The organism is Pantoea sp. JZ29 (genome assembly GCF_035190385.1).
GTDB classification, from domain to species: domain Bacteria; phylum Pseudomonadota; class Gammaproteobacteria; order Enterobacterales; family Enterobacteriaceae; genus Pantoea; species Pantoea stewartii.
The window spans coordinates 33,138-55,768 of the sequence record NZ_CP045241.1 but is presented as its reverse complement, the minus strand read 5'-3'; the positions used below and the strand labels follow the sequence as shown (position 1 = coordinate 55,768).

The following is a 22,631-nucleotide window of genomic DNA, read 5'->3' as shown; positions in this document are numbered from 1 at the left end:
GCCCTGATAACTTCTGAGGACGAAGACTTCTATGGCTGCAACGAAGTCGGCATTCAAAGCCCCAGGTAAGCAAGGTGACCGAATTTTTGGCGCGCTGGTAAAACTCTCTGCGCTGATTGTTCTGTTGCTTATGGGCGGCATTATCGTCTCCCTGATCTTCTCTTCCTGGCCAAGCATACAGAAATTTGGTTTCGCGTTTTTGTGGACCAAAACCTGGGACGCCCCTAACGAACAATTCGGTGCACTGGTGCCGATTTACGGCACACTTGTCACCTCAATCATTGCGTTGATTATTGCGGTACCGGTCAGTTTCGGTATTGCTCTTTTTCTGACCGAACTCTCACCAGGCTGGTTACGACGTCCACTGGGAACCGCAATTGAGCTGCTCGCTGCGATTCCGAGTATTGTTTATGGTATGTGGGGCTTATTTATCTTTGCTCCGCTGTTCGCAGAATATTTCCAGACGCCCGTTGGTGATGTCCTCTCGGGCATTCCGATTATTGGCGCTCTGTTCTCCGGTCCGGCGTTTGGTATCGGTATTCTGGCCGCAGGTGTGATTCTGGCCATCATGATCATTCCCTATATTGCTTCAGTCATGCGCGACGTGTTTGAGCAGACGCCGGTGATGATGAAAGAGTCAGCCTATGGGATTGGCTGCACCACGTGGGAAGTGATCTGGCGCATCGTATTGCCGTTTACTAAAAACGGCGTCATCGGCGGCATCATGCTGGGCCTGGGACGTGCGCTAGGCGAAACCATGGCGGTCACCTTTATTATCGGTAACACCTACCAGCTCGACAGTGCCTCACTGTTTATGCCAGGCAACAGTATCACCTCGGCACTGGCGAATGAGTTTGCTGAAGCCGAATCGGGTGTTCACGTAGCGGCACTGATGGAACTGGGCCTGATTCTGTTTGTTATCACCTTTATTGTGCTGGCGATTTCCAAGTTAATGATTATGCGCCTGGCAAAAAGTGAAGGAGCGCGATCATGACAACAATGGAAGTACAGGCTCGGGCCGAACTGGAAGCGTCACGTCGCAAAATGCAGTCGTGGCGTAGCACCAAGAACAAAATCGCCTTAACGCTGTCCTTGCTGACGATGGCATTTGGCTTATTCTGGCTGGTCTGGATTTTGTTTACCACCGTGAGCCGCGGCATTGACGGGCTTTCATGGTCGCTGTTTACCGAGTCCACACCGCCGCCAAACACGGCGGGAGGCGGATTAGCCAATGCGCTGGTAGGTAGCGGTTTACTGATTTTATGGTCGACATTCATTGGCACGCCACTGGGCATTCTGGCGGGTGTGTATCTGGCAGAATATGGTCGTAAGTCTTTACTGGCGGAAGTGATTCGTTTCATTAACGACATCCTGCTGTCTGCCCCATCGATTGTTGTGGGCCTGTTTGTCTACACCATTGTCGTGGCGCAGATGCACCATTTCTCAGGCTGGGCAGGTGTGATAGCGCTGGCGTTGTTACAGATTCCAATAGTGATTCGCACGACGGAAAACATGTTACGACTGGTGCCTGACAGCATGCGCGAAGCAGCCTATGCGCTGGGTACGCCGAAATGGAAGATGATTTCCGCCATTACGCTGAAAGCGTCCGTATCCGGGATTATTACGGGTGTGCTGCTGGCGGTAGCGCGCATCGCGGGCGAAACCGCGCCGCTGCTGTTTACTGCGCTGTCGAACCAGTTCTGGAGCACCGACATGATGCAGCCGCTGGCAAACCTGCCGGTCACCATCTTTAAATTTGCGATGAGTCCGTTCGCCGAGTGGCAAAGTCTGGCCTGGGCGGGCGTACTGATTATTACCCTCTGTGTGTTGCTGTTAAATATCGTAGCACGCGTGGTATTCGCCAAGGGTAAACACGGTTAACGACTGACACGGCCCTGTGCGGTGTCGTATAAGAGAGAAAAGCAATGAGTACTGCGACTGCATCAGCGGGTAAGATTCAGGTCCGTAATCTGAATTTTTATTACGGCAAGTTTCACGCTCTGAAGAACATCAACCTGGATATTGCGAAGAATCAGGTGACGGCCTTTATCGGCCCTTCAGGCTGTGGTAAATCCACTTTGCTGCGAACCTTCAATAAAATGTATTCGCTCTATCCCGAGCAGCGCGCGGAAGGGGATATTCTGCTGGACGGCGACAACATTCTGGCGTCCAACCAGGATATCGCCCTGCTGCGCGCCCGGGTTGGCATGGTGTTCCAGAAGCCAACGCCTTTCCCGATGTCGATTTATGACAATATCGCCTTTGGCGTGCGCTTGTTTGAAAAGCTGTCTCGCGCCGATATGGACGAGCGTGTGCAGTGGGCGCTTACCAAGGCAGCCCTGTGGACTGAAACCAAAGACAAGCTGCATCAGAGTGGCTACAGTCTGTCAGGCGGCCAGCAGCAGCGTCTGTGTATTGCGCGCGGTATCGCCATTCGTCCGGAAGTCCTGCTGCTGGATGAGCCCTGTTCAGCGCTGGATCCCATATCTACCGGCCGTATCGAAGAACTCATTACTGAACTGAAGCAGGATTACACCGTCGTGATCGTGACACACAACATGCAGCAGGCGGCACGTTGTTCCGACCACACGGCGTTTATGTATCTGGGCGAACTGATTGAGTTCAGCGACACCGACACGCTGTTCACCAAGCCGGCACAGAAACAAACGGAAGACTACATTACAGGTCGCTACGGCTGATTAGACAGGAGATCGCCATGGACAGTTTAAATCTGAATAAACACATCTCCGGTCAGTTTAACGCTGAGCTGGAGCACATCCGCACGCAGGTGATGATCATGGGCGGCATGGTTGAGCAGCAGCTGACCGATGCCATTACCGCCATGCATAATCTGGATGGCGAACTGGCCCAGCGCGTCATTGATGGCGACCAGAAGGTCAACATGATGGAAGTGGAGATTGATGAAGCCTGTGTGCGCATCATCGCCAAACGTCAGCCGACCGCTATCGATTTACGTCTGGTCATGGCGATTATCAAAACCATCTCCGAACTGGAACGCATCGGCGATGTTGCCGAGAAAATCAGCCGCACTGCGCTGGAGAAGTTTGGCCAGCAACATCTGCCGCTGCTGGTCAGCCTGGAGTCGCTGGGCCGTCATACTGTGCAGATGCTGCATGATGTGCTGGATGCCTTTGCGCGCATGGATCTTAACGAAGCCGTGCAGATCTACCGCGAAGACAAGAAAGTGGATAAAGAGTACGAAGGCATTGTGCGTCAGCTGATGACCTACATGATGGAAGATCCGCGGACGATTCCCAGCGTTCTGACGGCGCTGTTTTGCGCCCGCGCCATCGAACGTATCGGTGACCGCTGCCAGAATATCTGCGAAATCATTTTCTACTTCGTGAAAGGTCAGGATTTCCGTCACGTGGGCGGCGACAGGCTGGACGCGCTGTTATCCGGTGACGACGATGGTAGCAACAAACCGTCTTGATCTCGCGCAACCGTGCGCCATAAGGCGCACGGCTCCGGCTATTCTGCATAGACCCCATCCTCTTAGCTCTTTATACTTGCGCCAGTTTTTTAACCAACGGGTGCGCACTCATGTCCTCTTCTTCCCCTGTTAAGCAGAGCATTACGCCTGCGAAAGCGATGCTGGCTGCCGTCAGCGGTTATGCCATGGACGGATTCGATCTGCTGATTCTCGGGTTTATGCTGCCCGCTATCAGCCTGTCGCTGGCACTGGATCCGTCACAGGCTGGTTCGCTGGTGACCTGGACGCTGATCGGCGCGGTCATCGGCGGCATTGTGTTTGGCCACCTCAGCGATCGCTATGGGCGCATTCGTGTGTTAACCATCACGATACTGATGTTCTCTGTCTTTACCGGATTGTGTGCAGTGGCGCAGGGTTACTGGGATCTGCTGGCGTACCGTACGCTGGCGGGCATGGGACTGGGCGGTGAGTTTGGCATCGGCATGGCGCTGATTGCAGAAGCCTGGCCGGCAGAAAAGCGCAACCGCGCCTCGGCCTGGGTCGGCATCGGCTGGCAACTCGGCGTACTGCTGGCGGCATTTATCACCCCGCCTTTACTGAGTGTGATTGGCTGGCGCGGCATGTTCCTGGTGGGATTACTGCCCGCGCTGGTGTCATTTGTTATTCGCCGCAGCATGGGCGAACCCGAGAGCTTCACCCGTCAAATTAAACATGTTCCCTCGCTGTCCTTTCCCGCCCGACTGAAACTGCTGTTTAAAGACCGTGCCACCAGCAAAGCCAGCCTGGGGATCTTTATTCTCTGTTCCGTTCAGAACTTCGGTTATTACGGCCTGATGATCTGGATGCCCAGTTACCTGTCCTCTAACTTCGGTTTCAGTCTGACCAAATCCGGCGTCTGGACGGCGGTAACCGTGGTGGGCATGACCTTTGGCATCTGGCTGTTTGGCGTGCTGGCCGATCGCTTTGCGCGCTGGAAAATCTTTCTGCTTTACCAGTTCGGTGCGGTCGTGATGGTTGTGGTTTATGCGCAACTGCGCGATCCGACCGTGATGTTGTTTACCGGTGCGCTGATGGGCCTGTTCGTCAACGGTATGATTGGCGGCTATGGCGCATTGATCTCAGATACCTTTCCGCCGCAGGTTCGTGCGACCGCGCAGAACGTATTGTTTAATCTGGGGCGCGGCGTCGGTGGATTGGGTCCGTTGGTAATCGGGCTGCTGGCGGGTAAATTCTCCTTCGTGGCTGCTATCACGCTACTGGCCCTGATCTACCTGCTGGATATTGCAGCAACGCTGTTCCTGCTGCCGAAAAAGCAAAGCCAGGACGATGCGCTGGGGGCGATTGGTTAAGTAACCCGGCTGATGTCACTTAACCGGCTTTATAATGAAGCCGGTTTAAGTTGGCTGGGGATGCCTGGATCGTTTGCTGAACTGAATTCGTCCATTGCGCATGGTTATACTGGCTGTTTGCGTATTCATTCCAGGCCGATGTTAGTGGAAAGACGCAATGCGGAACTTCGCCGCGTGAAAACAGGCAATGATTTCATCGTATTCATCAGGGTTCGCACCATGCTGGCCAGTTTGCTCGATTACTACAAAAGTCTTCCTTTGACAGAAGAAGCCTTAAGGTTTCAGTTGGAAAAATGGCTTAGCATGCAACGCTCATGGTGTTGCGATATGTCATTTGCCACACAGTTTCCGTGGAAGGAAACGGGACTCCCTGCGCATTATTTTCTTCAGCGTCAGGTCGATGTGGATGGCGGGCATTACCTGACTGGCCCACGTTACATGGCAGGCGATCTGGCCCGTCCTTTTGTCGATATCGTGGCATTTGATGCCCCCATTACTTCGCATGTCATAACGAAAATTTGCAGGGAATGGTCAGAAATTAAGCCTCAGCGTGTTCGCATTCTCGTGCCTGGCGACATTCCTGTATGCGGAGAAACGGATCAACTCATCTATGCCTCAGCCCTCACCAGCAAGGGAAACGAGGCTGAAGAACATCATTTGACACTAATTCGCGCTGACGCAAGAAGTTTGAGCTGGTGCATGCAAGGGTTGACTGACGCTTATCAACGGGCATGGGAAGCCATGCCTGCTTTGAAAGAAAGTTTACTGCCGACGAATGAAAGGACACTGATGGAAAAAATTTCTGATGGCAGTGTTTTTATTCTTTATGAAGAAGCACAACGTGTCGGGTTTATTGTTTGTGAGGAAGGTACGGTAGGGTTTCTTCAGGCATTCCAGATAACTGAGGAAGTGATATTGCCTGAATATCAAGGGCGATCGCTGGCATCCCTTGCTCAGCAGGTTTTAAGAAAACAGCTGTGTCTTTCGGGTAAACGAAATTCCCTGTTAGCGGGCACGATTGTTCCGGGGAATCGTCCCTCAATCCGCGTAGCCGAAAAAGCAGGCCGTCGATGCGTGCTCAGATATGAATTTCTTCCAGCAGGACAGCCTTGATCGGCGACGATGAAAACCCTGCGCAGCCAGAGGGCAACACCGTTGCCCTCTGGCTGAATTACTGATTCATCAGCGGCAGCAACTGCTGATACAACCGACTGAACGTCTCACGTCTCGGCTGATAATGTGCATGACGAGCCGGATCTGGCTCATGGCGCTGCACCTGCTTCAGGGCCGGAATGGTCAGGTTGTTATCTATTGCCATCTGCGCCAGTCGGGCGGCACCCAGCGCAGGGCCGACATCGCCACCTTCGCAGTAGTGCAGTGTTTGTCCGCTGATATCTGCCAGCATCTGCCGCCAGTAGCGACTTCGTGCTCCACCGCCAATCAGCATGATGCTTTCGGGTGTTACGCCGCAGTCGTGAACCACATCCATGCCATCCGCCAGCGCAAAACCGACGCCTTCCAGCACGGCGCGCGCCAGCTCGGGTCGCCCATGCTGGTGGGTAAACCCAAAGAAGCTGCCGCAGGCATGCGGATTATTATGCGGTGTGCGTTCACCGGAAAGATAAGGCAAAAACCACAAGGCGGGCGCATCGTCTTTTGCACGTTCCGCTTCGGCTAACAGGTGCGGGACATCATCGCAGCCCGTCAGTGACGCTGCCCAGTCCAGGCAGGAAGCGGCGCTCAGCATTACCGACATCAGGTGCCAGCGCTGCGGCAGCGCATGACAAAAGCTGTGTACCGCCTGCTCGGGATTGCTGAGATAGCCTTCGCTGACCACGAAGTACACGCCGGAGGTACCGAGTGACAACATCCCTTGCCCCGGCGCGACCATGCCGACGCCGACCGCGCCTGCCGCGTTATCGCCACCGCCCGCCACGATCGGCACCTGCGGCAGCGACCAGCGCTGCGCGATCGCGGCTGATAAAGTACCGGTAATCTGGTTGCCTTCGAACAGGGCTGGCATCTGGCTGTGATCCAGCCCGCAGGCCGCGAGCATCTGCTCACTCCAGTCACGCTTTTCCACATCCAGCCACATGGTTCCGGCTGCATCAGACATGTCGCTGGCAAACTCGCCGCTCAGGCGCCAGCGCAGGTAATCTTTAGGCAGCAGCACCCTGGCAATCCGGGCAAAAATGTCTGGTTCGTGCTGTTGCACCCATAATAGTTTGGGCGCGGTAAAGCCTGGCATCATCAGGTTACCGGTGATGCGCCGTGAGTCAGGTACCCGCTGCTCCAGTTCACGGCACTGATCGCCGCTGCGTCCGTCGTTCCAGAGAATGGCGGGACGCAGCACCCGATGCTGCGCGTCCAGCAAGGTCGCGCCGTGCATCTGTCCTGTCAGGCCCACAGCTTTCACCGTGCTCAGGTCGTGCCGTTGTGCCAGTGCCTGCATTGCCTTATCCGTGGCCTGCCACCAGCTTTCGGGATCTTGCTCGCTCCATAACGGATGCGGGCGGGAAACCGTTAGTGGGGCCGTTTCCACCGCCGCCACCTGCCCTTGCACATCCAGCAACACGACTTTTACGCCGGATGTGCCGATATCGATCCCGATTACCATGTCGCGCTCCTTACGGATTAGAAGTCATAGAGGTAATGATTCACCAGGTTTTCCAGTTGCTCCTGGCGACCGCTGCGATGTTGCGGATTGAACTGCTGCTGGTGCGCATGGGCCGCGAGCGTTTCCAGTGAAAACTCACCTTTCAAAATCTGCTGACCAAACTCCCCGTTCCAGCCGCTGTAGCGCTGTGCCACGCGCTGATCAAGCTCACCGTCAGACAGCATACGCGCCGCCACTTTCAACGCCAGCGCCATCGTGTCCATGGCTCCGATGTGTCCATAGAACAGATCGTACTTGTCGGTGCTCTGCCGACGTACTTTGGCATCAAAGTTTAAGCCGCCTGTGGTAAAGCCGCCTGCTTTGATAATTTCATACATCACCAGCGCGTTCTCTTCCACGCTGACCGGGAACTGATCGGTGTCCCAGCCACACTGGGCATCACCCCTATTGGCATCGACCGAACCAAATACACCCAGCGCAATTGCCGTCGCTATTTCGTGATGGAATGAGTGACCCGCCAGCGTGGCATGGTTGGCTTCCACGTTTACCTTAATCTCTTTTTCCAGGCCAAACTGCTTCAGGAAGCCATAAACCGTCGCGACGTCATAATCGTACTGATGTTTGGTCGGCTCTTGCGGTTTGGGTTCAATCAGGAGCGTGCCCTGGAAGCCGATTTTGTGCTTATGTTCAACGACCATCTGCATAAAGCGGCCAATCTGCTCGCGCTCCTGGCGCAGGTCGGTATTTAACAGCGTTTCATAGCCTTCGCGTCCGCCCCACAGTACGTAGTTTTCGCCCCCCAGCGTTTGGGTCGCTTTCATTGCACTGCACACCTGACTGGCGGCCCAGGAAAATACTTCCGGATCCGGATTGGTGGCGGCACCCGCACCATAGCGCGGATGCGTAAAGCAGTTAGCGGTGCCCCAGAGCAGTTTTAAGCCCGTTTCCTGCTGTTTCGCCTGCAACGTATCGGTCATTACCGCCAGGTTTTCGCGATAGCTTTTTAAGGAGTCACCTTCAGGTGAGACGTCCACATCGTGGAAGCAGTAGTAAGGCACGTTCAGCTTGTGGAAAAACTCAAAGGCAACGTCCGCTTTCAGTTTGGCCAGCGCCAGCGCATCGCCCGCTTTTTGCCATGGACGATCAAAAGCGCCGACACCAAACATGTCCGCGCCATTCCAGCAGAAGGTGTGCCAGTAACAGGCGGCGAAGCGCAGATGCTCAGCCATGGTTTTCCCCAGGATGACTTCGTCAGGGTTGTAGTGGCGGAAGGCCAGAGGATTACTGGTTTTTGCGCCTTCGTAGCGAACGCGATCAAGCTGGTCAAAATAAGCGTGCATGGTTTGCTCCTTAACAGTGGTCCCGAATGGGTTACCCAGAAGCCATATTGTGCGTATCCGCTTTCTGACCACTCAATTACGATATTTCACACAGGCAGTAAGAGAATTATTTATTGTGCGCTTGCTCGCAAAAAAATATGACAATGAGATGACCTCATGCTGTGCAGTTTGCGGTAACGGCGAGTCTGAAAATGTTAAAATTTGGATCGCGCTCAAAAATTCAGAAATAAACCAAAAAACGTAATAGCCGGATAAAAATCAGTAATTGCTGGCAGGTAAAAATAAGGTGAACAATTCATCCGCCTGGTTCATAGCCTTACAACGACAATAACCGTTCCCTACAGGATGACCATGATGAAAATGAAACCCGCATTACTCGCTGCGCTTGCGGCGCTTACGCTGTTCAGTCAGGCCAGTCTGGCAAAAGAAGTCAAAATCGGCATGGCCATTGACGATTTACGTCTGGAACGCTGGCAAAAAGACCGCGATATCTTCGTTAAACAGGCGGAAGCAAAGGGCGCGAAAGTCTTCGTGCAGTCTGCCAATGGCAACGAAGAAACGCAAATGTCGCAAATCGAAAATATGATCAACCGCGGCGTGGATGTGCTGGTTATTATTCCCTACAACGGTCAGGTATTAAGTAACGTCGTGGCAGAAGCGAAACGAGAAGGCATTAAAGTTCTGGCCTATGACCGCATGATTAATAATGCCGATATCGATTTCTATATTTCGTTTGATAATGAAAAAGTCGGCGAAATGCAGGCCGAAAGCCTGGTGAAAAAAGTGCCCAAAGGCAATTACTTCCTGATGGGCGGATCGCCTGTCGATAATAACGCCCGCCTGTTCCGCGAAGGGCAGATGAAGGTGTTAAAACCCTCTATTGATAATGGCAGCATAAAAGTTGTCGGTGATCAGTGGGTTGATGCCTGGCTGCCGGAAAATGCACTGAAAATCATGGAAAACGCCCTGACCGCCAATAAAAACCACATCGATGCCGTTGTGGCCTCAAACGATGCTACCGCGGGGGGAGCGATCCAGGCGCTCAGCGCGCAGGGGCTGGCCGGTAAGGTCGCCATCTCCGGGCAGGATGCCGATCTTGCCGCCATCAAACGCATCATGAATGGCACGCAAACCATGACGGTGTACAAACCGATCAAAGAACTGGCGACTGAAGCAGCTAATGTCGCCGTCGAGCTGGGCAACGGTCAGACGCCTGCCAGCAATGCCAAACTCAACAACGGCCTGAAAGACGTGCCGTCGCGCCTGCTGACGCCCATCGAGGTCAACAAAGACAATATCGACAGTACCGTGGTGAAAGACGGTTTCCACAAGAAGAGTGAACTCTGATCGCCATCCTGCGAAGGAGAAGACCGATGTTGCTGGAAATGAAAAATATCACCAAGCGTTTCGGCGCGGTGAAGGCGCTGGACAACGTCAGCCTGCAACTGGATGCCGGTGAAGTGCTGTCGTTGTGTGGTGAAAACGGCTCTGGCAAATCGACCCTGATGAAAATCCTGTGCGGACTGTATCCGCACGGGGAGTTTGAGGGGCAGATTCAGTTTTCCGGGGACCCGATCCAGGCACAGACTATTCGCGATACCGAACGCAAAGGGATTGTCATTATCCATCAGGAGCTGGCGCTGGTACGGCAACTGACCGTGATGGAGAACATCTTCCTGGGCGCAGAGCTGGGGCGCTTTGGCATGGTGGACGATGAAACCATGACGCTGCGCTGCCAGCAGTTGCTGGAACGGGTCAAACTTAACGTCTCGCCCGACACACGCGTGGGTGAGCTGGGCCTGGGGCAGCAGCAGCTGGTGGAGATTGCGCGGGCGCTCAACAAACAGGTGCGGCTGCTTATCCTCGATGAGCCGACGTCCTCGCTGACCGAGCAGGAAACCACGGTACTGCTCAGTATCATCCACAACCTGCGCGAGCACGGTATCGCCTGTATTTATATCTCGCACAAACTGAACGAGGTGCGGGCGATTTCGGACACCATCTGCGTGATTCGCGATGGTCAGCATATTGCCACTCGTCCGGCGGCGGGCCTGAGTGAGGACGATATCATCACCATGATGGTCGGACGTGAACTTACGGCGCTCTATCCACATTCACCTCACGAGATTGGCGACACGGTGCTGCAGGTCAGCAACCTGACGGCCTGGCATCCGGTCAACCGCCACATCAAGCGCGTGAATAACCTGTCCTTTACCCTGCGTAAGGGAGAGATCCTTGGTATCGCCGGATTAGTCGGTGCTGGCCGAACGGAAACCGTTCAGTGTCTTTTTGGCGTCTGGCCTGGTCGCTGGCAGGGTGAGATCCGGATTAACGGCAACAAAGTGACTATCCGCGACTGTCAGGAGGCAATCGCGCACGGCATTGCCATGGTACCGGAGGATCGTAAAAAAGACGGCATTGTGCCGCTGATGGGCGTGGGCAAAAACATCACTCTGGCGGCGCTGGATCAGTTCAGCCAGCACCTGTCCACGATTGACGAAGCCAGCGAGCTGCACGCCATTAATGCCGCTATCGCCCGCCTGAGGGTCAAAACCTCGTCACCTGAACTGCCGATTGGCCGCCTCAGCGGCGGCAACCAGCAAAAAGCGATTCTGGCGAAATGCCTGCTGCTCAATCCAAAAATTCTGATTCTGGATGAGCCCACGCGCGGTATTGATGTGGGTGCGCGGCAGGAAATTTATGTGCTTATCAATGCGCTGGTACAGCAGGGCATCTCCGTCATTGTGATCTCGTCTGAGTTGCCCGAAGTGCTGGGCCTCAGCGACCGCATTCTGGTGATGCATGAAGGGCAAATCAAAGCCGATCTGATTAACGACAATCTGACTCAGGAGCAGGTGATGGAAGCCGCTCTGCGGAGTGAACATTATGCTTAACAGCGAAACCAAGCCCGCCGTATCGACGCCGGCCAACAAGCCCGTCTCCAGCAAGCTCGGCCTGCGTAATTTGCAGGTGCTGGTCATGCTGGGGGCGATTGTGTTGATTGCCCTGTTTTTTACCTGGACTACTGACGGTGCCTGGCTCAGCCCGCGCAACGTCTCTAACCTGCTGCGCCAGACGGCGATAACCGGCATCCTGGCGGTGGGCATGGTGTTTGTCATTATCTCCGCTGAGATCGACCTCTCAGTTGGCTCTATGATGGGGCTGCTGGGCGGCGCGGCGGCGATCTTTGACGTCTGGCTGGGCTGGCCGCTGCCACTGACCATTGTGGTCACGCTGGTGCTTGGCCTGCTGCTGGGCACCTGGAATGGCTGGTGGGTGGCCTACCGCAAGGTGCCTTCGTTTATCGTAACGCTGGCCGGTATGCTGGCGTTTCGCGGCATCCTGGTCGGTATCACCGACGGAACTACCGTTGCCCCGACCAGTCCGGCGATGTCCCAGATTGGGCAAAGCTATTTGCCAGGCGGCTTCGGTTTTGGTTTTGGCTTTATCGGCCTGGCACTGTTTATTCTGTGGCAGTGGCGCTTACGGCTGCGTCGTCAGCAGTTGGGTCTGACTCAACCGGCGGCGACCGGCACCGTGGCACGCCAGGCGATCACCGCCGTGCTGGTGCTGGGAGCGATCTGGCTGCTGAATGATTACCGTGGCGTACCTACTCCGGTACTGCTGCTGGCATTGCTGCTGCTGGCGGGAATGTTTATGGCCACCCGCACGGCTTTTGGCCGCCGCATTTACGCCATCGGCGGCAATATTGATGCCGCCCGGCTTTCCGGTATCAATGTGGCGCGCACCAAGCTGGCGGTGTTTGCCATCAATGGCCTGATGGTGGCGATCGCGGGGCTGATCCTCAGCTCACGTCTGGGCGCGGGATCGCCTTCTGCCGGGAACATCGCCGAACTGGATGCGATTGCAGCCTGTGTTATCGGCGGCACCAGCCTGGCTGGCGGCGTCGGATCCGTCGCCGGGGCGGTGATGGGCGCGTTTATCATGGCCTCGCTGGATAACGGCATGAGCATGATGGATGTGCCGACCTTCTGGCAGTACATCGTAAAAGGGGCGATTTTGCTGCTGGCGGTCTGGATGGACACCGCAACGCGCCGCCGTATGTAATCGTGTGAACGATCACACTGTGGCGCAAACCATTTCTGTGATGCATCCAGCTGTGCTATGCAATTCGCTGGGAGTTAACGGGACGCTGCCACTATGCATGAGAAACGATACCGCATTACCCTGCTGTTTAACGCCAACAAGGTTTACGATCGTCAGGTGGTTGAAGGCGTTGGCGAGTATTTACAGGCTTCACAGACAAACTGGGATATTTTCATTGAGGAGGATTTCCGCTGCCGCATTGACAATATCCATGAGTGGCTGGGCGACGGCGTGATTGCGGATTATGACGACAGCGCCATTCAGCGTTCGCTGGCAGACGTGGCGGTGCCGGTCGTCGGTGTGGGTGGCTCCTATCATCGTGAAGAGGATTACCCGCCGGTACACTACATTGCCACCGACAACAGCGCGCTGGTGGAAAGTGCCTTCCTGCACCTGAAAGCGCGCGGTATCAACCGTTTTGCATTTTACGGTTTGCCGGCTTCCAGTGGTAAACGCTGGGCACAGGAGCGCGAACTGGCGTTTCGCCAACGCGTCATGCGTGAGCGCTATATGGGCGTGGTTTATCAGGGCATGGAAACCGCCTCTGAGAACTGGCAGCACGCGCAAAACCGCCTGGCCGACTGGCTGCAAACCCTTCCCCCGCATACCGGCATTATTGCTGTCACTGATGCACGTGCGCGTCATCTGCTGCAGGCCTGCGAGCACCTGAAGATTCCGGTGCCTGAGAAGCTGTGCGTAATTGGCATCGACAACGAAGAACTGACCCGTTATCTCTCTCGCGTCGCGCTTTCCTCGGTAGTTCAGGGTTCACGACAGATGGGTTATCAGGCCGCTAAGCTGTTACACCGCCTGCTGGATAAGCAGGTTCTGCCGCTCCAGCGCATTCTGGTACCGCCAGTGAAAGTGATTGCTCGCCGCTCAACCGATTTCCGCTCGCTGCACGATCCGGCAGTGATTCAGGCGATGCATTTTATCCGTTTTAACGCCTGTAAGGGCATTAAGGTGGAGCAGGTACTGGATGCCATTGGCCTGTCGCGTTCTAACCTGGAGAAGCGTTTCCGTGACGAAACCGGCGATACGATTCACGCCATGATCCATCGAGAAAAGCTGGAAAAGGCAAAGGAACTGCTGGCGGGCTCGTCACTCAGTATCAATGAGATCTCGCAGATGTGTGGTTATCCCTCATTGCAGTATTTCTATTCGGTGTTCAAGAAGAGCTATGCGACGACACCGAAAGAGTACAGGCAGGAAAATGGAGAAGTGGCGTAAGAAGGCGACGTTGGCATTTCTGTGAGTGCATGAATGAACCGATTACCTGTCGCCATCATCTATAAGGAAGCCGGTCCGAATGTCCTGGGCTGGCTTTCCACTTATATTTTCTCTGAAAGACAAGACGAGAATGTCAGAATGAATATATTCAACTGAGTAACACCGTAAGGCATATTAAAGTAGCTATAAAAGAGTTATTTTTTTTGATTTATATAATGAATTGTTCAAAATTTTATGAGGTTATGTTCTGTTAAACAGTGTGGCAGAGATCGCTGTCACTCTGTTTAACAATCACCATGATCCATGGGCACCCTTTTATTGAGGAACTATGTAGTTCGGTGTTAAGCCATTACATTCCTGAGATCATTGAATTTGGAAGAGAAACTGGCGGTTTTATATGCAGCGTGACCATTGTTAATCTTGCAAAAGGGTTACTTTCATTACCCGATACACTGCTTAAAAAATTCAAAAGGCATCAATGATAAACGGCTGTACCGAAATTAATAATGCCGCGTATTATAACGCTGGCCTGACATAAAACAGACCTAGTGAGCGTGAATAAAAGCACGCTGAAGATTTTCACTTAGAAGGTGATTGCCGTTAAAAGACAATGGGCTATGGCGCTGCCGATGACATTAACGGGATGATTAAGTTAAAGAGCATGAAGGTGTATAACTTATTTACTGTAATATTTAAGTTAATCTAAGTGATATTATAAATATAATTACCGCAGATAATTCATCATCGGCATTAAAGGTATTTATGCTGAGCTTGCGCTTTGCCTGTGTTTTTCTTCGTGGCGACTGGGCCGCCGCCTCGCTTAAGTAGGGATCGCAAAATCCCAGAGCTATTCGTAATACCCTGGTTGACTGCGCCTGCGCTGTCATCGTTATTATGGTCATCAGCCACGATTTTACAGACTCCATCGCATTAAGATAGCTTCTGAGGGAGACTGCTGCTTTACTGATTGAGCAGGCTCCAACAAGCCGTCAGTCGCGTTTTCGTATCCGCGATGTGTAGCGTTGTCATGGCATTACAGCGGCAAGTTATCTGGCCCATCGACTAAAAGGAACGTCAATGCTTAACGTTCGTAATGCCCTGCCGGATGATTACGCAGCCTGGCTGGGGCTCTGGAAAGATTACCTGCTGTTTTATGGTCATCACCTGGATGAGAGCGTCACGCTATCTACCTGGCAGAGAATCCTTTCACCTGACTCCGCGCTCATGTGTCGACTCGCCGAACACAACGGCAGCGTGATCGGTTTCGCGATATGCGTGATACACGAGGGGACCTGGGTCACTCGGCCCGTATGCTATCTGGAAGATCTCTTTGTTAAGGAAAACAAGCGCGGCGTAGGTGCGGGAAAAGCCCTAATCGTAGCAGTCTGCGATGAAGCCCGTGAACTGGGCTGGGCGAAAGTATATTGGGTGACAAATGAAAACAATCCTGCCCGCAGATTGTACGATAAGCTGGCACAGGTGGATGATATTGTCCGTTATAACATCAGGCTCTGAGCATCAATCCGCTGGGCTACAGGCCTGAAATCACGATGGATACTGTCTCCAGAATCACCTTCAGCCTTTAAAGGATGCAAGATGGCTAATCGGGAACATCATTACCATATTCACATTCGCTGGACCGGTAACCGTGGCAGCGGTACAGATTCCTACACCGCGTACGACCGCAATGGTGAGCTTGCCGCTGAGGGGAAAGCGACCATCGCACTGAGTGCCGATCCGGCCTTTCGGGGCGATGCCACGCGCTGGAATCCCGAAGAACTGTTGCTGGCCTCGGCGTCCGCCTGCCATAAATTATGGTATCTGCATCTGTGCGCGGATGCCGGTATCATCGTCGAGGCTTATGAGGATGCGGCGGAGGGCACAATGGTCGAGGGTGAGCGGGGGCATTTCACGCAAATCACGCTGAAGCCGTTGGTCACATTGCGCGATCCGGCGGACGCTGCGCGCGCAGAAGCGCTGCACCACGATGCTCACGATGCGTGTTTTATCGCCAATTCGCTGAATTTTCCGGTGAGTTTTGTGCCGCGGTTTGTTTCACGATAAGCAGTGTGCTTCACGGTACTGTTAATCATGCTTAAGTTTTGCGTATATGTGCCGATACTTTATGCGCCACTGGCGAAATCCGTCGCCAGTATTATGTGACCCCCGTTTGGGGCTCAGTCAACATAAGGAGCAACTGCATGGATATTCAGCAACTCACAACGCTGTCTGCAGGGTTAGATCAATGGCAGGCACGTGGTGAAGCCAATGCGACGCTGTTAAAGAAAACCCTGAACCAACAGGCAGATACCATCACTACACTGGTGGAAGGCGTTACTGCCCTTCCCGCGAACCCGGCTGTAGGGCGGAACATTAACACCACCGCCTGATTATTCTGCTCCAGGTTCCCCGGGCGGATCATGTCGTACCGCCCGCTTTATTCCCTTTCCCCGTCGGCTGACTCTCCCTTCATCCCTTCGCTGCAATTTTTTCCAATACCTGAGCTGAGTAAAAGAATGAAATAAGGTATCACTCACGTTCAGGCAGGGAACTCAATGATGCCGCTTCAGTTTACGCTTCGCTCTCCAGAATGGGCTCTTTTTACAGAATTTACAGGCACATATCAGGTGGCGCAGCGCGAGGTTCTGTCGTGCAGGAGTGCAATGCGATGATGTCCTTTTCAACGGGGTTTTTCTTAAGTCTGTCACTGTGTCTGGATATCGGCATTGCCAACATCGCTATGATTACGCTGGCAATGCAGCGGGGGTATTTTCAGGGATTTTCGCTGGGCATCGGCACCTGTATAGGCGATCTTTTTTATGCCGTGCTGGCGCTGGCGGGCATGGCGGTGTTGCTGCAATTCGAGATAGTGCGATGGATAATCTGGTCGGTTGGAGGGCTTCTGCTGACAGGGTTCACCGTTAAAATGCTGATGGCTGCCTTCAGTACAGTTAACGATATCGACACATCACAGGTGACTGTCAGGCGATCGCTGTTTCGTGAGTTCCGTCGCGGAATTGTACTGGCCCTGTCCTCGCCCACCGCCATTCTGTGGTTTGCGACGGTGGGTGGCGCGCTCATTTCCCGTTTCGGGGAGCAAAACCTTACCGGAACCACGCTATTTCTGAGCGGTTTTTTTCTGGCCGGGGTGATATGGACGGGTGTGCTCTGTCTGGTTGGCAGCGTGGGCGGCAGGCTATTAGGACAAAAGTTGTTGAGATATTCCTACATGCTTTCTGCCCTTATCTTTGCCTGTTTTGCTTTTTACGTCATCGTTTCAGGTTATAAAGAATTTTTGCTTTCCTGAACCTACTTGTGAAGCATAGTGTTTGGGCGTGGTGCCCATTACTTTGCGAAACGCATTGATAAAATGGCTTTGATCGTAAAATCCCAGGCGATGCGCGGCGTCCAGAGGATGCTGATTCTGTCGCAGAAGCGCCCGCGCTGCACACAGGCGAAGCTGCATGTGATACTGCAAAGGTGGAAGCCCGGTATAAGCAGTAAAACGCCTCACCAGCGTGTATTTGCTTATTCCCGCTACCTGCACCAATGCATTCAGCGTAAGCTTCATGTTCACATGCTGGCGCATAAAAGCAATGATGCGGTCCAGGTCTTTATCGACTACGGCATCTCGCGTGACTTTGTCAGAGAACAGTTCTGCGCACAACAGCAAAAGTGCCTGCTCTTCCTCTTCGCTGTCATGGTGTTGTGTCAGTTGGGCATAGCGACATATAGCGTTAAATAACGCCTGATGCGTGAAAACGCCTTCAGCTAAAACGGGTGCCTCACGGTAACTGCTGAGATTTTGGCTGAGATTGAATGTTTTTAATAGCGTCTGCGGAATATGGATGCTGAGGAATTCAGCGCCGTGCTGATCGAAACGTGAAGACTGGATGCTGGCCGGATTATACAGGGTGATCTGACCCGCATTGACCTGCTGTGTCTGGCCATTAAGTGTGATTTCCTCAATGCCCGACAGGTTGGCGCTAAGCACATATTCATCGTGCGTGTGTTTTGGAAAGGTTGCGTTATGCGCTTTAACGCGCGAGCACTCCATACCATTGCGACTAAACCAGTCCAGAGCGTACAGCGCCATTAAAGCTCTCCTCCACAAAATATCAGCGCGCAGATGGCGCTGATAAAGCCTCTCAGCAGACTATATCACCCCGATGAAAAGACGCACATTAACGCGTAATATTCCAGTCGCTTTTGCCACAGGAAAAAACAGGTAGTTAAAGAAAAGAGCGGAGGAGGGCGAAAAGGCATGATTTTTCAGGATTACTGGCAAATTTTAGTGCGCTTTGCTTACCTGGAAAGCCGAAAGCCGAAAGCCGAAAGCCGAAAGCCGAAAGCCGAAAGCCGAAAGCCGAAAGCCGAAAGCCGTGACAAACAAACCCATCCGCTCTCTGGAATCTAAGCCATGGGTTAACACGTAAGAAACCAACAGGGGAAAAGGGCGCGCTACGTACTAACGTGCGCAAGCAATAAAGCATTATCCTGTTTGTTGTCTGGCAGCAGTCATCAAGATGTGCGCGCTTAAAAGCGCACAACCTTCGCAGTTAACCGCTCTTAGCGCGCAGATAAGATCTGCCAGACAGGTGAGATATCCTTAATCCCTGGCATAGCAAAACGTGAAATATAGCTGCAGCTCGCGCTGAGCCTCTGCTTTTCCTGCCTCAGTCACCCTTACCAAAAACGTTATATGTCAATTCCGCAACGTCGGCATGAGGTTTTAGCTATCAGCGTGATAGATAGCAGGATCACAATTGCGGCACTTATTGTTAACTTTGTATTAATAACTATGGTTATCATTACTCCCATCGAAAGCACACTGCTTTCCCGCTTACATGATAAGGAACCGGATTATGAAAACCATGAAAACACTTTCCCTTGCTGCCGTTGCTGCGCTTTCACTGATGTCAGCCTCTGCTTTTGCGCAAACTGTCACCGCAACGGGTTCAACCCTTGATGGTACCGAAGCGAAAATTGCAGCCCAGGCTGAACAGCAGGGTGCGCAGTACAGAATCATCGAAGCCAACACGAACGACCGTGTCCACATGACCGCCGAGCTGTATAAATAACCGCGTCGTGTTGAAAGATGCGCAAAGAGCTGCCTGATGGCAGCTTTTTTTTGGTCGCTGCAGAGCGTGAAAAGGACGGTTTATGCCGACAGTGACGTAAACCCGGTGTGCAAATAATTTTCCACTTAATGTCAGTCATTACGTTTTAACGCGGCCAAAAAATAAAGGGCGTTGTATTCATCCTTTAATTAACGTTATTAGCCCGGTCACAATCTGTTGCCTGTTTATTCTCCATTGTCTCAAGCCTGCTCTTTCTTCTGCCGATAAACTCTCCAGACCACTCAACATGGCAGTATAAAAATGACAATTCTAAAAAAATTATTTTCCCTTTTCTCAAAACACCAGCATAAACACGCCGCCGATTCGCTCAAAGCACTGAATGATGCCATTCCGATCATCGAGTTTACGCCAGAAGGCACGATCCTTCGGGCAAATGATCTTTTTCTCAACAAGATGGGCTATGAGATAAAAGAAATCGTGGGTCGTCATCACAGCATGTTTTGCTCGCCCTCGCTGGTCAACTCAGCCGAGTATCGCCAGTTCTGGCTACGGCTGGCCAGCGGCAAGAGCTTCAGCGGTAAATACCTGCGTTTAGGCAAAGATAATCATCCCGTCTGGCTGGAAGCCAGCTATGTGCCAGTAAAAGATCGGCAGGGTCGGGTGATTAAGGTCATCAAGCTGGCGGCTGATATTTCCGAGCGTATCAGCGAAGCGCAGCAGCAGGATGCCATGGTACAGGCGATCAGCCGCTCAATGGCCGTCATTGCATTTAATAAGGCCGGGGAAGTACTGGAGGTGAATGAAAACTTCCTGAAAGCGACCGGCTACAAAGCCGATGAGATCCTCGGGCGGCATCACCGTATGTTTTGCTCTGAGGAACTGCGTAACAGCCAGGAATATCAGCAGTTCTGGCAACGCCTGAACCAGGGCGAATTTTTTTCCGGCCAGTATCCGCGCCTTAACCGCCAGGGTAAAACCATCTGGCTGCGTGCAACCTATAACCCGGTTTTTGATACCGAAGGCCGGTTATATAAGATCGTGAAATTCGCGACGGATGTGACGGAGCAGGTGTTGCAAAACCAGCAGGAAAACGAAGCCGCTCAGCACGCATGGAAGATGGCGCAACAGACACGTGAAAGCTCGGTAACGGGTGCCGATGTCATCGAAGACAGCGTCAGAACGATGGCGGACATCGCCAATGAGATGAACAGCGTTTCGGCGGATGTCTTTGGCCTGAACGGCCAGTCTGACCGGATTGCCGATATGGTGCATTCCATTCGCAATATCGCCGAGCAGACGCGCTTTATTGCGCTGAATGCAGCCATTGAGGCTGCCCGCGCCGGCACGTCGGGGCGCAGTTTTGCCATCGTAGCCGCCGAGGTACGCACGCTGGCGGCACGTATTAACGAAGCGACAGAAGAAATAGGACGCGTGGTGTCCAGTAATAATCAGCTGGCGAAAAAGGTGCTGGAAGACATCGAAAATAACCTGAAAAACACGGCGCGTGGAGTCAATCTTATGCGTCAGGCGGGTGAGGTAATCGCCAGTATTCAGAGCAATTCTGAGCGCGTCGAGGAAGCGGTCAGAAACGTTTCCCGTTCATCCACGCCACATCCTGTCTGAGTATTTTTTCCGGTCGCCTGCCTTTACGGGTGACCGGTTTCCCCGCTTAACACCCGCCGTTTCGCGCATATTTCACTTTGTTTGCTGTTAAGCGATAAGGCACTATGGTTCCAGCCTTTTCAACATCACGGGAATGTCTGTCGCCATGCCGGTTAATTTCGATCTTAACGATCTGTACGCGTTTCGCGCCCTGGTCGAATATGGCAATTTCCGCATTGCAGCGGAGTCCATTTGCCTGTCCCAGTCGGCCCTGAGCCGCAGGATTGAAAAGCTGGAAACGGCACTGGGGATTAAGCTGTTCGACAGAACCACGCGCCGGGTTACGCTTACGCTTTATGGTCAGACATTTGCCGCACGTTCGGAGCAGCTGCTCGCTAATTTTGAAGAGGTTATGGCCGATATCAGTAAAGTCAGCCAGGATCGGACCGGACTGGTGACGGTGGCGACGGTGCCCTCTGCGGCCTACTATTTTATGCCGGATGTCATTCGCCGCTTTCAGGCCCGCTATCCTCGCGTACGCGTCAAAATCATTGATAGCAGCGCAGGCAACGTGATCGAGGCGGTAACCAGTGGTCAGGCAGATTTTGGCATTTGCTTCTCCGGCAATCCACCACCTGGCACCGAATTTTTACCCCTGGTTGAGGATGTGTATGTTGTCGCCTGCCGACACGACCATCCGCTTGCCAGCCGTAAAGGGCTGACATGGCAGGAATTTTATCAGCAGGATTATGTGGGGCTGGATAAGACGTCGGGTAATCGCAACCTGCTGGACTCTGCCCTGGGTCATGTTGTTCCGGCGCGTCCCAGTATCTGTGAGACCCGACATGTGACCACGATGCTCGGTATGGTTGAAGCGGGAATCGGCATTGCTGCCGTGCCCGCCATGTCGATGCCGTCATCCGGTCATTCGGTGCTGGTGCAGTTACCCCTCACCGATCCGGTGGTGAAACGTACTGTAGGGCTGCTCAGACGCAGCGGACGTATTCAGTCGTATATTGCAGCAGAACTGGAAAAGCTCATTACTGAACAGTATCACGCTGCGTAACAGGCTGCTGCGTTTTCACCGAGTGCAAACCGGTTGCGTGAACGACCGCCTGCGCCTGGGCTGAGGCCAGGAAATCAAGTAGCGCTTTACCTGCTTCCGGATGCGCGGCTTTCGCCGGGACAGCGCCCGCGAAGCGGGTAATGTACTGGACATCGTCAGGCAACTCGCCAACAAAAGTCACGCCCTTGACGGGCAGCAGTTCGCTGACCTGCTGTAGTCCCAGTGCATAGTGGCCTTTTGCCACTTCCGAGGCGACAGGAATACGTTCGACCTGATGTGCTTTGTCTTTGACTTTGTCTTCAATGCCTAACTTCTTAAACAACTCGCTGCTGACATACTGACCGCTGGCGCTATCGGAATACGCAATAGACTTCGCGCTCAGTAAGGCTTGACGTAATTCGTCATCCGTCTTAATTGCGGGCTTAGCGTCGCCTTGCTTCACGACAATACCAATCGGCGAGTCAGCCAGCTCCACGCGTGAGCCGGGTTTTATCCACTTGTCTTTTTCCAGCTGAGTCAGCGCATTGCCTACCATAATTACCGCATCGGCCTTTTCACCACGTGCCAGGCGGTTAGGGATTGCCTGCGGGGTTTTACCCATTGAAGGGCCGGATACCAGGATAATTTTGTCACCACTTTGGGCTTCAAACTGAGGCGTGAGTTTCTCCAGGGCGGCTTTAAAGCCACCAGAGATCATCACGGTCACGTCCTTTGCCAGTACCGTCGTGCTGACGGTTGAAAGCACGAGGGTGGCAAGGAGTGATCGGTATAGTCGTTTCATAATG

Annotated in this window: 22 protein-coding genes; 18 read left to right on the top strand and 4 right to left on the bottom strand. The window is 53.3% G+C overall.

Annotated elements, in window-relative coordinates; all coding sequences use genetic code 11:
* The first annotated feature begins 31 nt into the window (after positions 1 to 31).
* The 6 genes from pstC (at position 32) to GC090_RS00240 (ending at position 5,916) form a co-directional block, all read left to right on the top strand.
* Positions 32 to 994 carry a phosphate ABC transporter permease PstC gene (pstC, locus tag GC090_RS00265; RefSeq protein ID WP_006121208.1) on the top strand — a complete coding sequence of 321 codons (963 nt, stop codon included), beginning with the start codon at positions 32 to 34 and terminating at the stop codon, positions 992 to 994.
* Positions 991 to 1,881 (top strand): phosphate ABC transporter permease PstA, encoded by an 891-nt coding sequence (gene pstA, locus GC090_RS00260; RefSeq protein WP_033737233.1) that lies wholly within the window; start codon positions 991 to 993, stop codon positions 1,879 to 1,881. Before pstC ends, pstA begins: the two co-directional genes overlap by 4 nt.
* 44 nt (positions 1,882 to 1,925) lie before the next feature.
* Positions 1,926 to 2,699, top strand: coding sequence for a phosphate ABC transporter ATP-binding protein PstB (gene pstB, locus GC090_RS00255; protein WP_033737235.1), 774 nt, complete (start codon positions 1,926 to 1,928; stop codon positions 2,697 to 2,699).
* Positions 2,700 to 2,716: 17 nt separating this feature from the next.
* Positions 2,717 to 3,454 (top strand): phosphate signaling complex protein PhoU, encoded by a 738-nt coding sequence (gene phoU / locus GC090_RS00250; protein WP_006121211.1) that lies wholly within the window; start codon positions 2,717 to 2,719, stop codon positions 3,452 to 3,454.
* Between the two features lie 110 nt (positions 3,455 to 3,564).
* Positions 3,565 to 4,803, top strand: a complete 1,239-nt coding sequence (locus tag GC090_RS00245) for an MFS transporter (RefSeq protein ID WP_033737237.1) — start codon at positions 3,565 to 3,567, stop codon at positions 4,801 to 4,803.
* A 12-nt stretch (positions 4,804 to 4,815) separates the two neighbouring features.
* On the top strand, positions 4,816 to 5,916 hold the full coding sequence (locus GC090_RS00240) for a GNAT family N-acetyltransferase (RefSeq protein ID WP_050504689.1): 1,101 nt from the start codon (positions 4,816 to 4,818) through the stop codon (positions 5,914 to 5,916).
* Between the two features lie 58 nt (positions 5,917 to 5,974).
* On the opposite strand, the gene xylB is transcribed toward GC090_RS00240, so the two are convergent.
* Both xylB and xylA read right to left on the bottom strand, forming a co-directional pair.
* Positions 5,975 to 7,420 (bottom strand): xylulokinase, encoded by a 1,446-nt coding sequence (gene xylB / locus GC090_RS00235; protein WP_033737239.1) that lies wholly within the window; start codon positions 7,418 to 7,420, stop codon positions 5,975 to 5,977.
* A 17-nt stretch (positions 7,421 to 7,437) separates the two neighbouring features.
* The gene (gene xylA / locus GC090_RS00230) at positions 7,438 to 8,760 is read right to left on the bottom strand and encodes a xylose isomerase (protein ID WP_033737241.1); all 1,323 of its coding nucleotides are present in this window, start codon (positions 8,758 to 8,760) and stop codon (positions 7,438 to 7,440) included.
* Positions 8,761 to 9,114: 354 nt separating this feature from the next.
* Here xylA and xylF point away from each other — a divergent pair, with 354 nt between their 5' ends.
* The 8 genes from xylF to GC090_RS00190 all read left to right on the top strand — a co-directional run bounded on the left by xylF (position 9,115) and on the right by GC090_RS00190 (position 17,404).
* Positions 9,115 to 10,107, top strand: coding sequence for a D-xylose ABC transporter substrate-binding protein (xylF, locus tag GC090_RS00225; protein WP_039339152.1), 993 nt, complete (start codon positions 9,115 to 9,117; stop codon positions 10,105 to 10,107).
* 26 nt (positions 10,108 to 10,133) lie between these two features.
* Positions 10,134 to 11,654 (top strand): xylose ABC transporter ATP-binding protein, encoded by a 1,521-nt coding sequence (locus GC090_RS00220; RefSeq protein ID WP_324020671.1) that lies wholly within the window; start codon positions 10,134 to 10,136, stop codon positions 11,652 to 11,654.
* Complete coding sequence (xylH, locus tag GC090_RS00215; protein WP_226375757.1) at positions 11,647 to 12,828, top strand: xylose ABC transporter permease XylH; 1,182 nt, start codon at positions 11,647 to 11,649, stop codon at positions 12,826 to 12,828. Before GC090_RS00220 ends, xylH begins: the two co-directional genes overlap by 8 nt.
* A gap of 93 nt (positions 12,829 to 12,921) precedes the next feature.
* Positions 12,922 to 14,097 carry a D-xylose utilization transcriptional activator XylR gene (gene xylR / locus GC090_RS00210; protein ID WP_033737245.1) on the top strand — a complete coding sequence of 392 codons (1,176 nt, stop codon included), beginning with the start codon at positions 12,922 to 12,924 and terminating at the stop codon, positions 14,095 to 14,097.
* A gap of 1,077 nt (positions 14,098 to 15,174) precedes the next feature.
* Positions 15,175 to 15,612, top strand: coding sequence for a GNAT family N-acetyltransferase (locus tag GC090_RS00205; RefSeq protein ID WP_006121218.1), 438 nt, complete (start codon positions 15,175 to 15,177; stop codon positions 15,610 to 15,612).
* Between the two features lie 81 nt (positions 15,613 to 15,693).
* Complete coding sequence (locus GC090_RS00200) at positions 15,694 to 16,161, top strand: OsmC family protein (protein ID WP_205950909.1); 468 nt, start codon at positions 15,694 to 15,696, stop codon at positions 16,159 to 16,161.
* A gap of 137 nt (positions 16,162 to 16,298) precedes the next feature.
* Positions 16,299 to 16,487: a YjfB family protein gene (locus tag GC090_RS00195; RefSeq protein ID WP_006121221.1), complete on the top strand. Its 189-nt coding sequence runs from the start codon at positions 16,299 to 16,301 to the stop codon at positions 16,485 to 16,487.
* A gap of 278 nt (positions 16,488 to 16,765) precedes the next feature.
* Positions 16,766 to 17,404: a LysE family transporter gene (locus GC090_RS00190; protein ID WP_058701544.1), complete on the top strand. Its 639-nt coding sequence runs from the start codon at positions 16,766 to 16,768 to the stop codon at positions 17,402 to 17,404.
* Here the strand turns inward: GC090_RS00190 and GC090_RS00185 are convergent.
* Complete coding sequence (locus tag GC090_RS00185) at positions 17,375 to 18,193, bottom strand: helix-turn-helix domain-containing protein (protein ID WP_324020670.1); 819 nt, start codon at positions 18,191 to 18,193, stop codon at positions 17,375 to 17,377. The genes GC090_RS00190 and GC090_RS00185 overlap by 30 nt on opposite strands.
* Positions 18,194 to 18,361: 168 nt before the next feature.
* Here GC090_RS00185 and GC090_RS00180 point away from each other — a divergent pair, with 168 nt between their 5' ends.
* The 4 genes from GC090_RS00180 (at position 18,362) to GC090_RS00165 (ending at position 21,846) form a co-directional block, all read left to right on the top strand.
* The gene (locus GC090_RS00180) at positions 18,362 to 18,514 is read left to right on the top strand and encodes a hypothetical protein (RefSeq protein ID WP_155550090.1); all 153 of its coding nucleotides are present in this window, start codon (positions 18,362 to 18,364) and stop codon (positions 18,512 to 18,514) included.
* 448 nt (positions 18,515 to 18,962) lie between these two features.
* Positions 18,963 to 19,178, top strand: coding sequence for a YdgH/BhsA/McbA-like domain containing protein (locus tag GC090_RS00175; RefSeq protein ID WP_033737256.1), 216 nt, complete (start codon positions 18,963 to 18,965; stop codon positions 19,176 to 19,178).
* A gap of 300 nt (positions 19,179 to 19,478) precedes the next feature.
* Positions 19,479 to 20,801 (top strand): methyl-accepting chemotaxis protein, encoded by a 1,323-nt coding sequence (locus tag GC090_RS00170; protein WP_058701542.1) that lies wholly within the window; start codon positions 19,479 to 19,481, stop codon positions 20,799 to 20,801.
* 145 nt (positions 20,802 to 20,946) lie between these two features.
* On the top strand, positions 20,947 to 21,846 hold the full coding sequence (locus GC090_RS00165; RefSeq protein ID WP_033737398.1) for an L-proline-binding transcription factor PsrA: 900 nt from the start codon (positions 20,947 to 20,949) through the stop codon (positions 21,844 to 21,846).
* Here the strand turns inward: GC090_RS00165 and GC090_RS00160 are convergent.
* A complete protein-coding gene (locus GC090_RS00160; RefSeq protein WP_054634765.1) occupies positions 21,821 to 22,627 on the bottom strand; it encodes a substrate-binding domain-containing protein in 807 nt (268 codons plus the stop codon). The genes GC090_RS00165 and GC090_RS00160 overlap by 26 nt on opposite strands.
* Positions 22,628 to 22,631 lie beyond the last annotated feature (4 nt).

Excerpts from the sequence above, each read along its gene's own strand:
- pstC (WP_006121208.1), top strand. The coding sequence starts at position 32 with ATGGCTGCAACGAAGTCGGCATTCAAAGCCCCAGGTAAGCAAGGTGAC.
- pstA (WP_033737233.1), top strand. The coding sequence starts at position 991 with ATGACAACAATGGAAGTACAGGCTCGGGCCGAACTGGAAGCGTCACGT.
- pstB (WP_033737235.1), top strand. The coding sequence starts at position 1,926 with ATGAGTACTGCGACTGCATCAGCGGGTAAGATTCAGGTCCGTAATCTG.
- phoU (WP_006121211.1), top strand. The coding sequence starts at position 2,717 with ATGGACAGTTTAAATCTGAATAAACACATCTCCGGTCAGTTTAACGCT.
- GC090_RS00245 (WP_033737237.1), top strand. The coding sequence starts at position 3,565 with ATGTCCTCTTCTTCCCCTGTTAAGCAGAGCATTACGCCTGCGAAAGCG.
- GC090_RS00240 (WP_050504689.1), top strand. The coding sequence starts at position 4,816 with ATGTCACTTAACCGGCTTTATAATGAAGCCGGTTTAAGTTGGCTGGGG.
- xylB (WP_033737239.1), bottom strand. The coding sequence starts at position 7,420 with ATGGTAATCGGGATCGATATCGGCACATCCGGCGTAAAAGTCGTGTTG.
- xylA (WP_033737241.1), bottom strand. The coding sequence starts at position 8,760 with ATGCACGCTTATTTTGACCAGCTTGATCGCGTTCGCTACGAAGGCGCA.
- xylF (WP_039339152.1), top strand. The coding sequence starts at position 9,115 with ATGAAAATGAAACCCGCATTACTCGCTGCGCTTGCGGCGCTTACGCTG.
- GC090_RS00220 (WP_324020671.1), top strand. The coding sequence starts at position 10,134 with ATGTTGCTGGAAATGAAAAATATCACCAAGCGTTTCGGCGCGGTGAAG.
- xylH (WP_226375757.1), top strand. The coding sequence starts at position 11,647 with ATGCTTAACAGCGAAACCAAGCCCGCCGTATCGACGCCGGCCAACAAG.
- xylR (WP_033737245.1), top strand. The coding sequence starts at position 12,922 with ATGCATGAGAAACGATACCGCATTACCCTGCTGTTTAACGCCAACAAG.
- GC090_RS00205 (WP_006121218.1), top strand. The coding sequence starts at position 15,175 with ATGCTTAACGTTCGTAATGCCCTGCCGGATGATTACGCAGCCTGGCTG.
- GC090_RS00200 (WP_205950909.1), top strand. The coding sequence starts at position 15,694 with ATGGCTAATCGGGAACATCATTACCATATTCACATTCGCTGGACCGGT.
- GC090_RS00195 (WP_006121221.1), top strand. The coding sequence starts at position 16,299 with ATGGATATTCAGCAACTCACAACGCTGTCTGCAGGGTTAGATCAATGG.
- GC090_RS00190 (WP_058701544.1), top strand. The coding sequence starts at position 16,766 with ATGATGTCCTTTTCAACGGGGTTTTTCTTAAGTCTGTCACTGTGTCTG.
- GC090_RS00185 (WP_324020670.1), bottom strand. The coding sequence starts at position 18,193 with ATGGCGCTGTACGCTCTGGACTGGTTTAGTCGCAATGGTATGGAGTGC.
- GC090_RS00180 (WP_155550090.1), top strand. The coding sequence starts at position 18,362 with ATGATTTTTCAGGATTACTGGCAAATTTTAGTGCGCTTTGCTTACCTG.
- GC090_RS00175 (WP_033737256.1), top strand. The coding sequence starts at position 18,963 with ATGAAAACCATGAAAACACTTTCCCTTGCTGCCGTTGCTGCGCTTTCA.
- GC090_RS00170 (WP_058701542.1), top strand. The coding sequence starts at position 19,479 with ATGACAATTCTAAAAAAATTATTTTCCCTTTTCTCAAAACACCAGCAT.
- GC090_RS00165 (WP_033737398.1), top strand. The coding sequence starts at position 20,947 with ATGCCGGTTAATTTCGATCTTAACGATCTGTACGCGTTTCGCGCCCTG.
- GC090_RS00160 (WP_054634765.1), bottom strand. The coding sequence starts at position 22,627 with ATGAAACGACTATACCGATCACTCCTTGCCACCCTCGTGCTTTCAACC.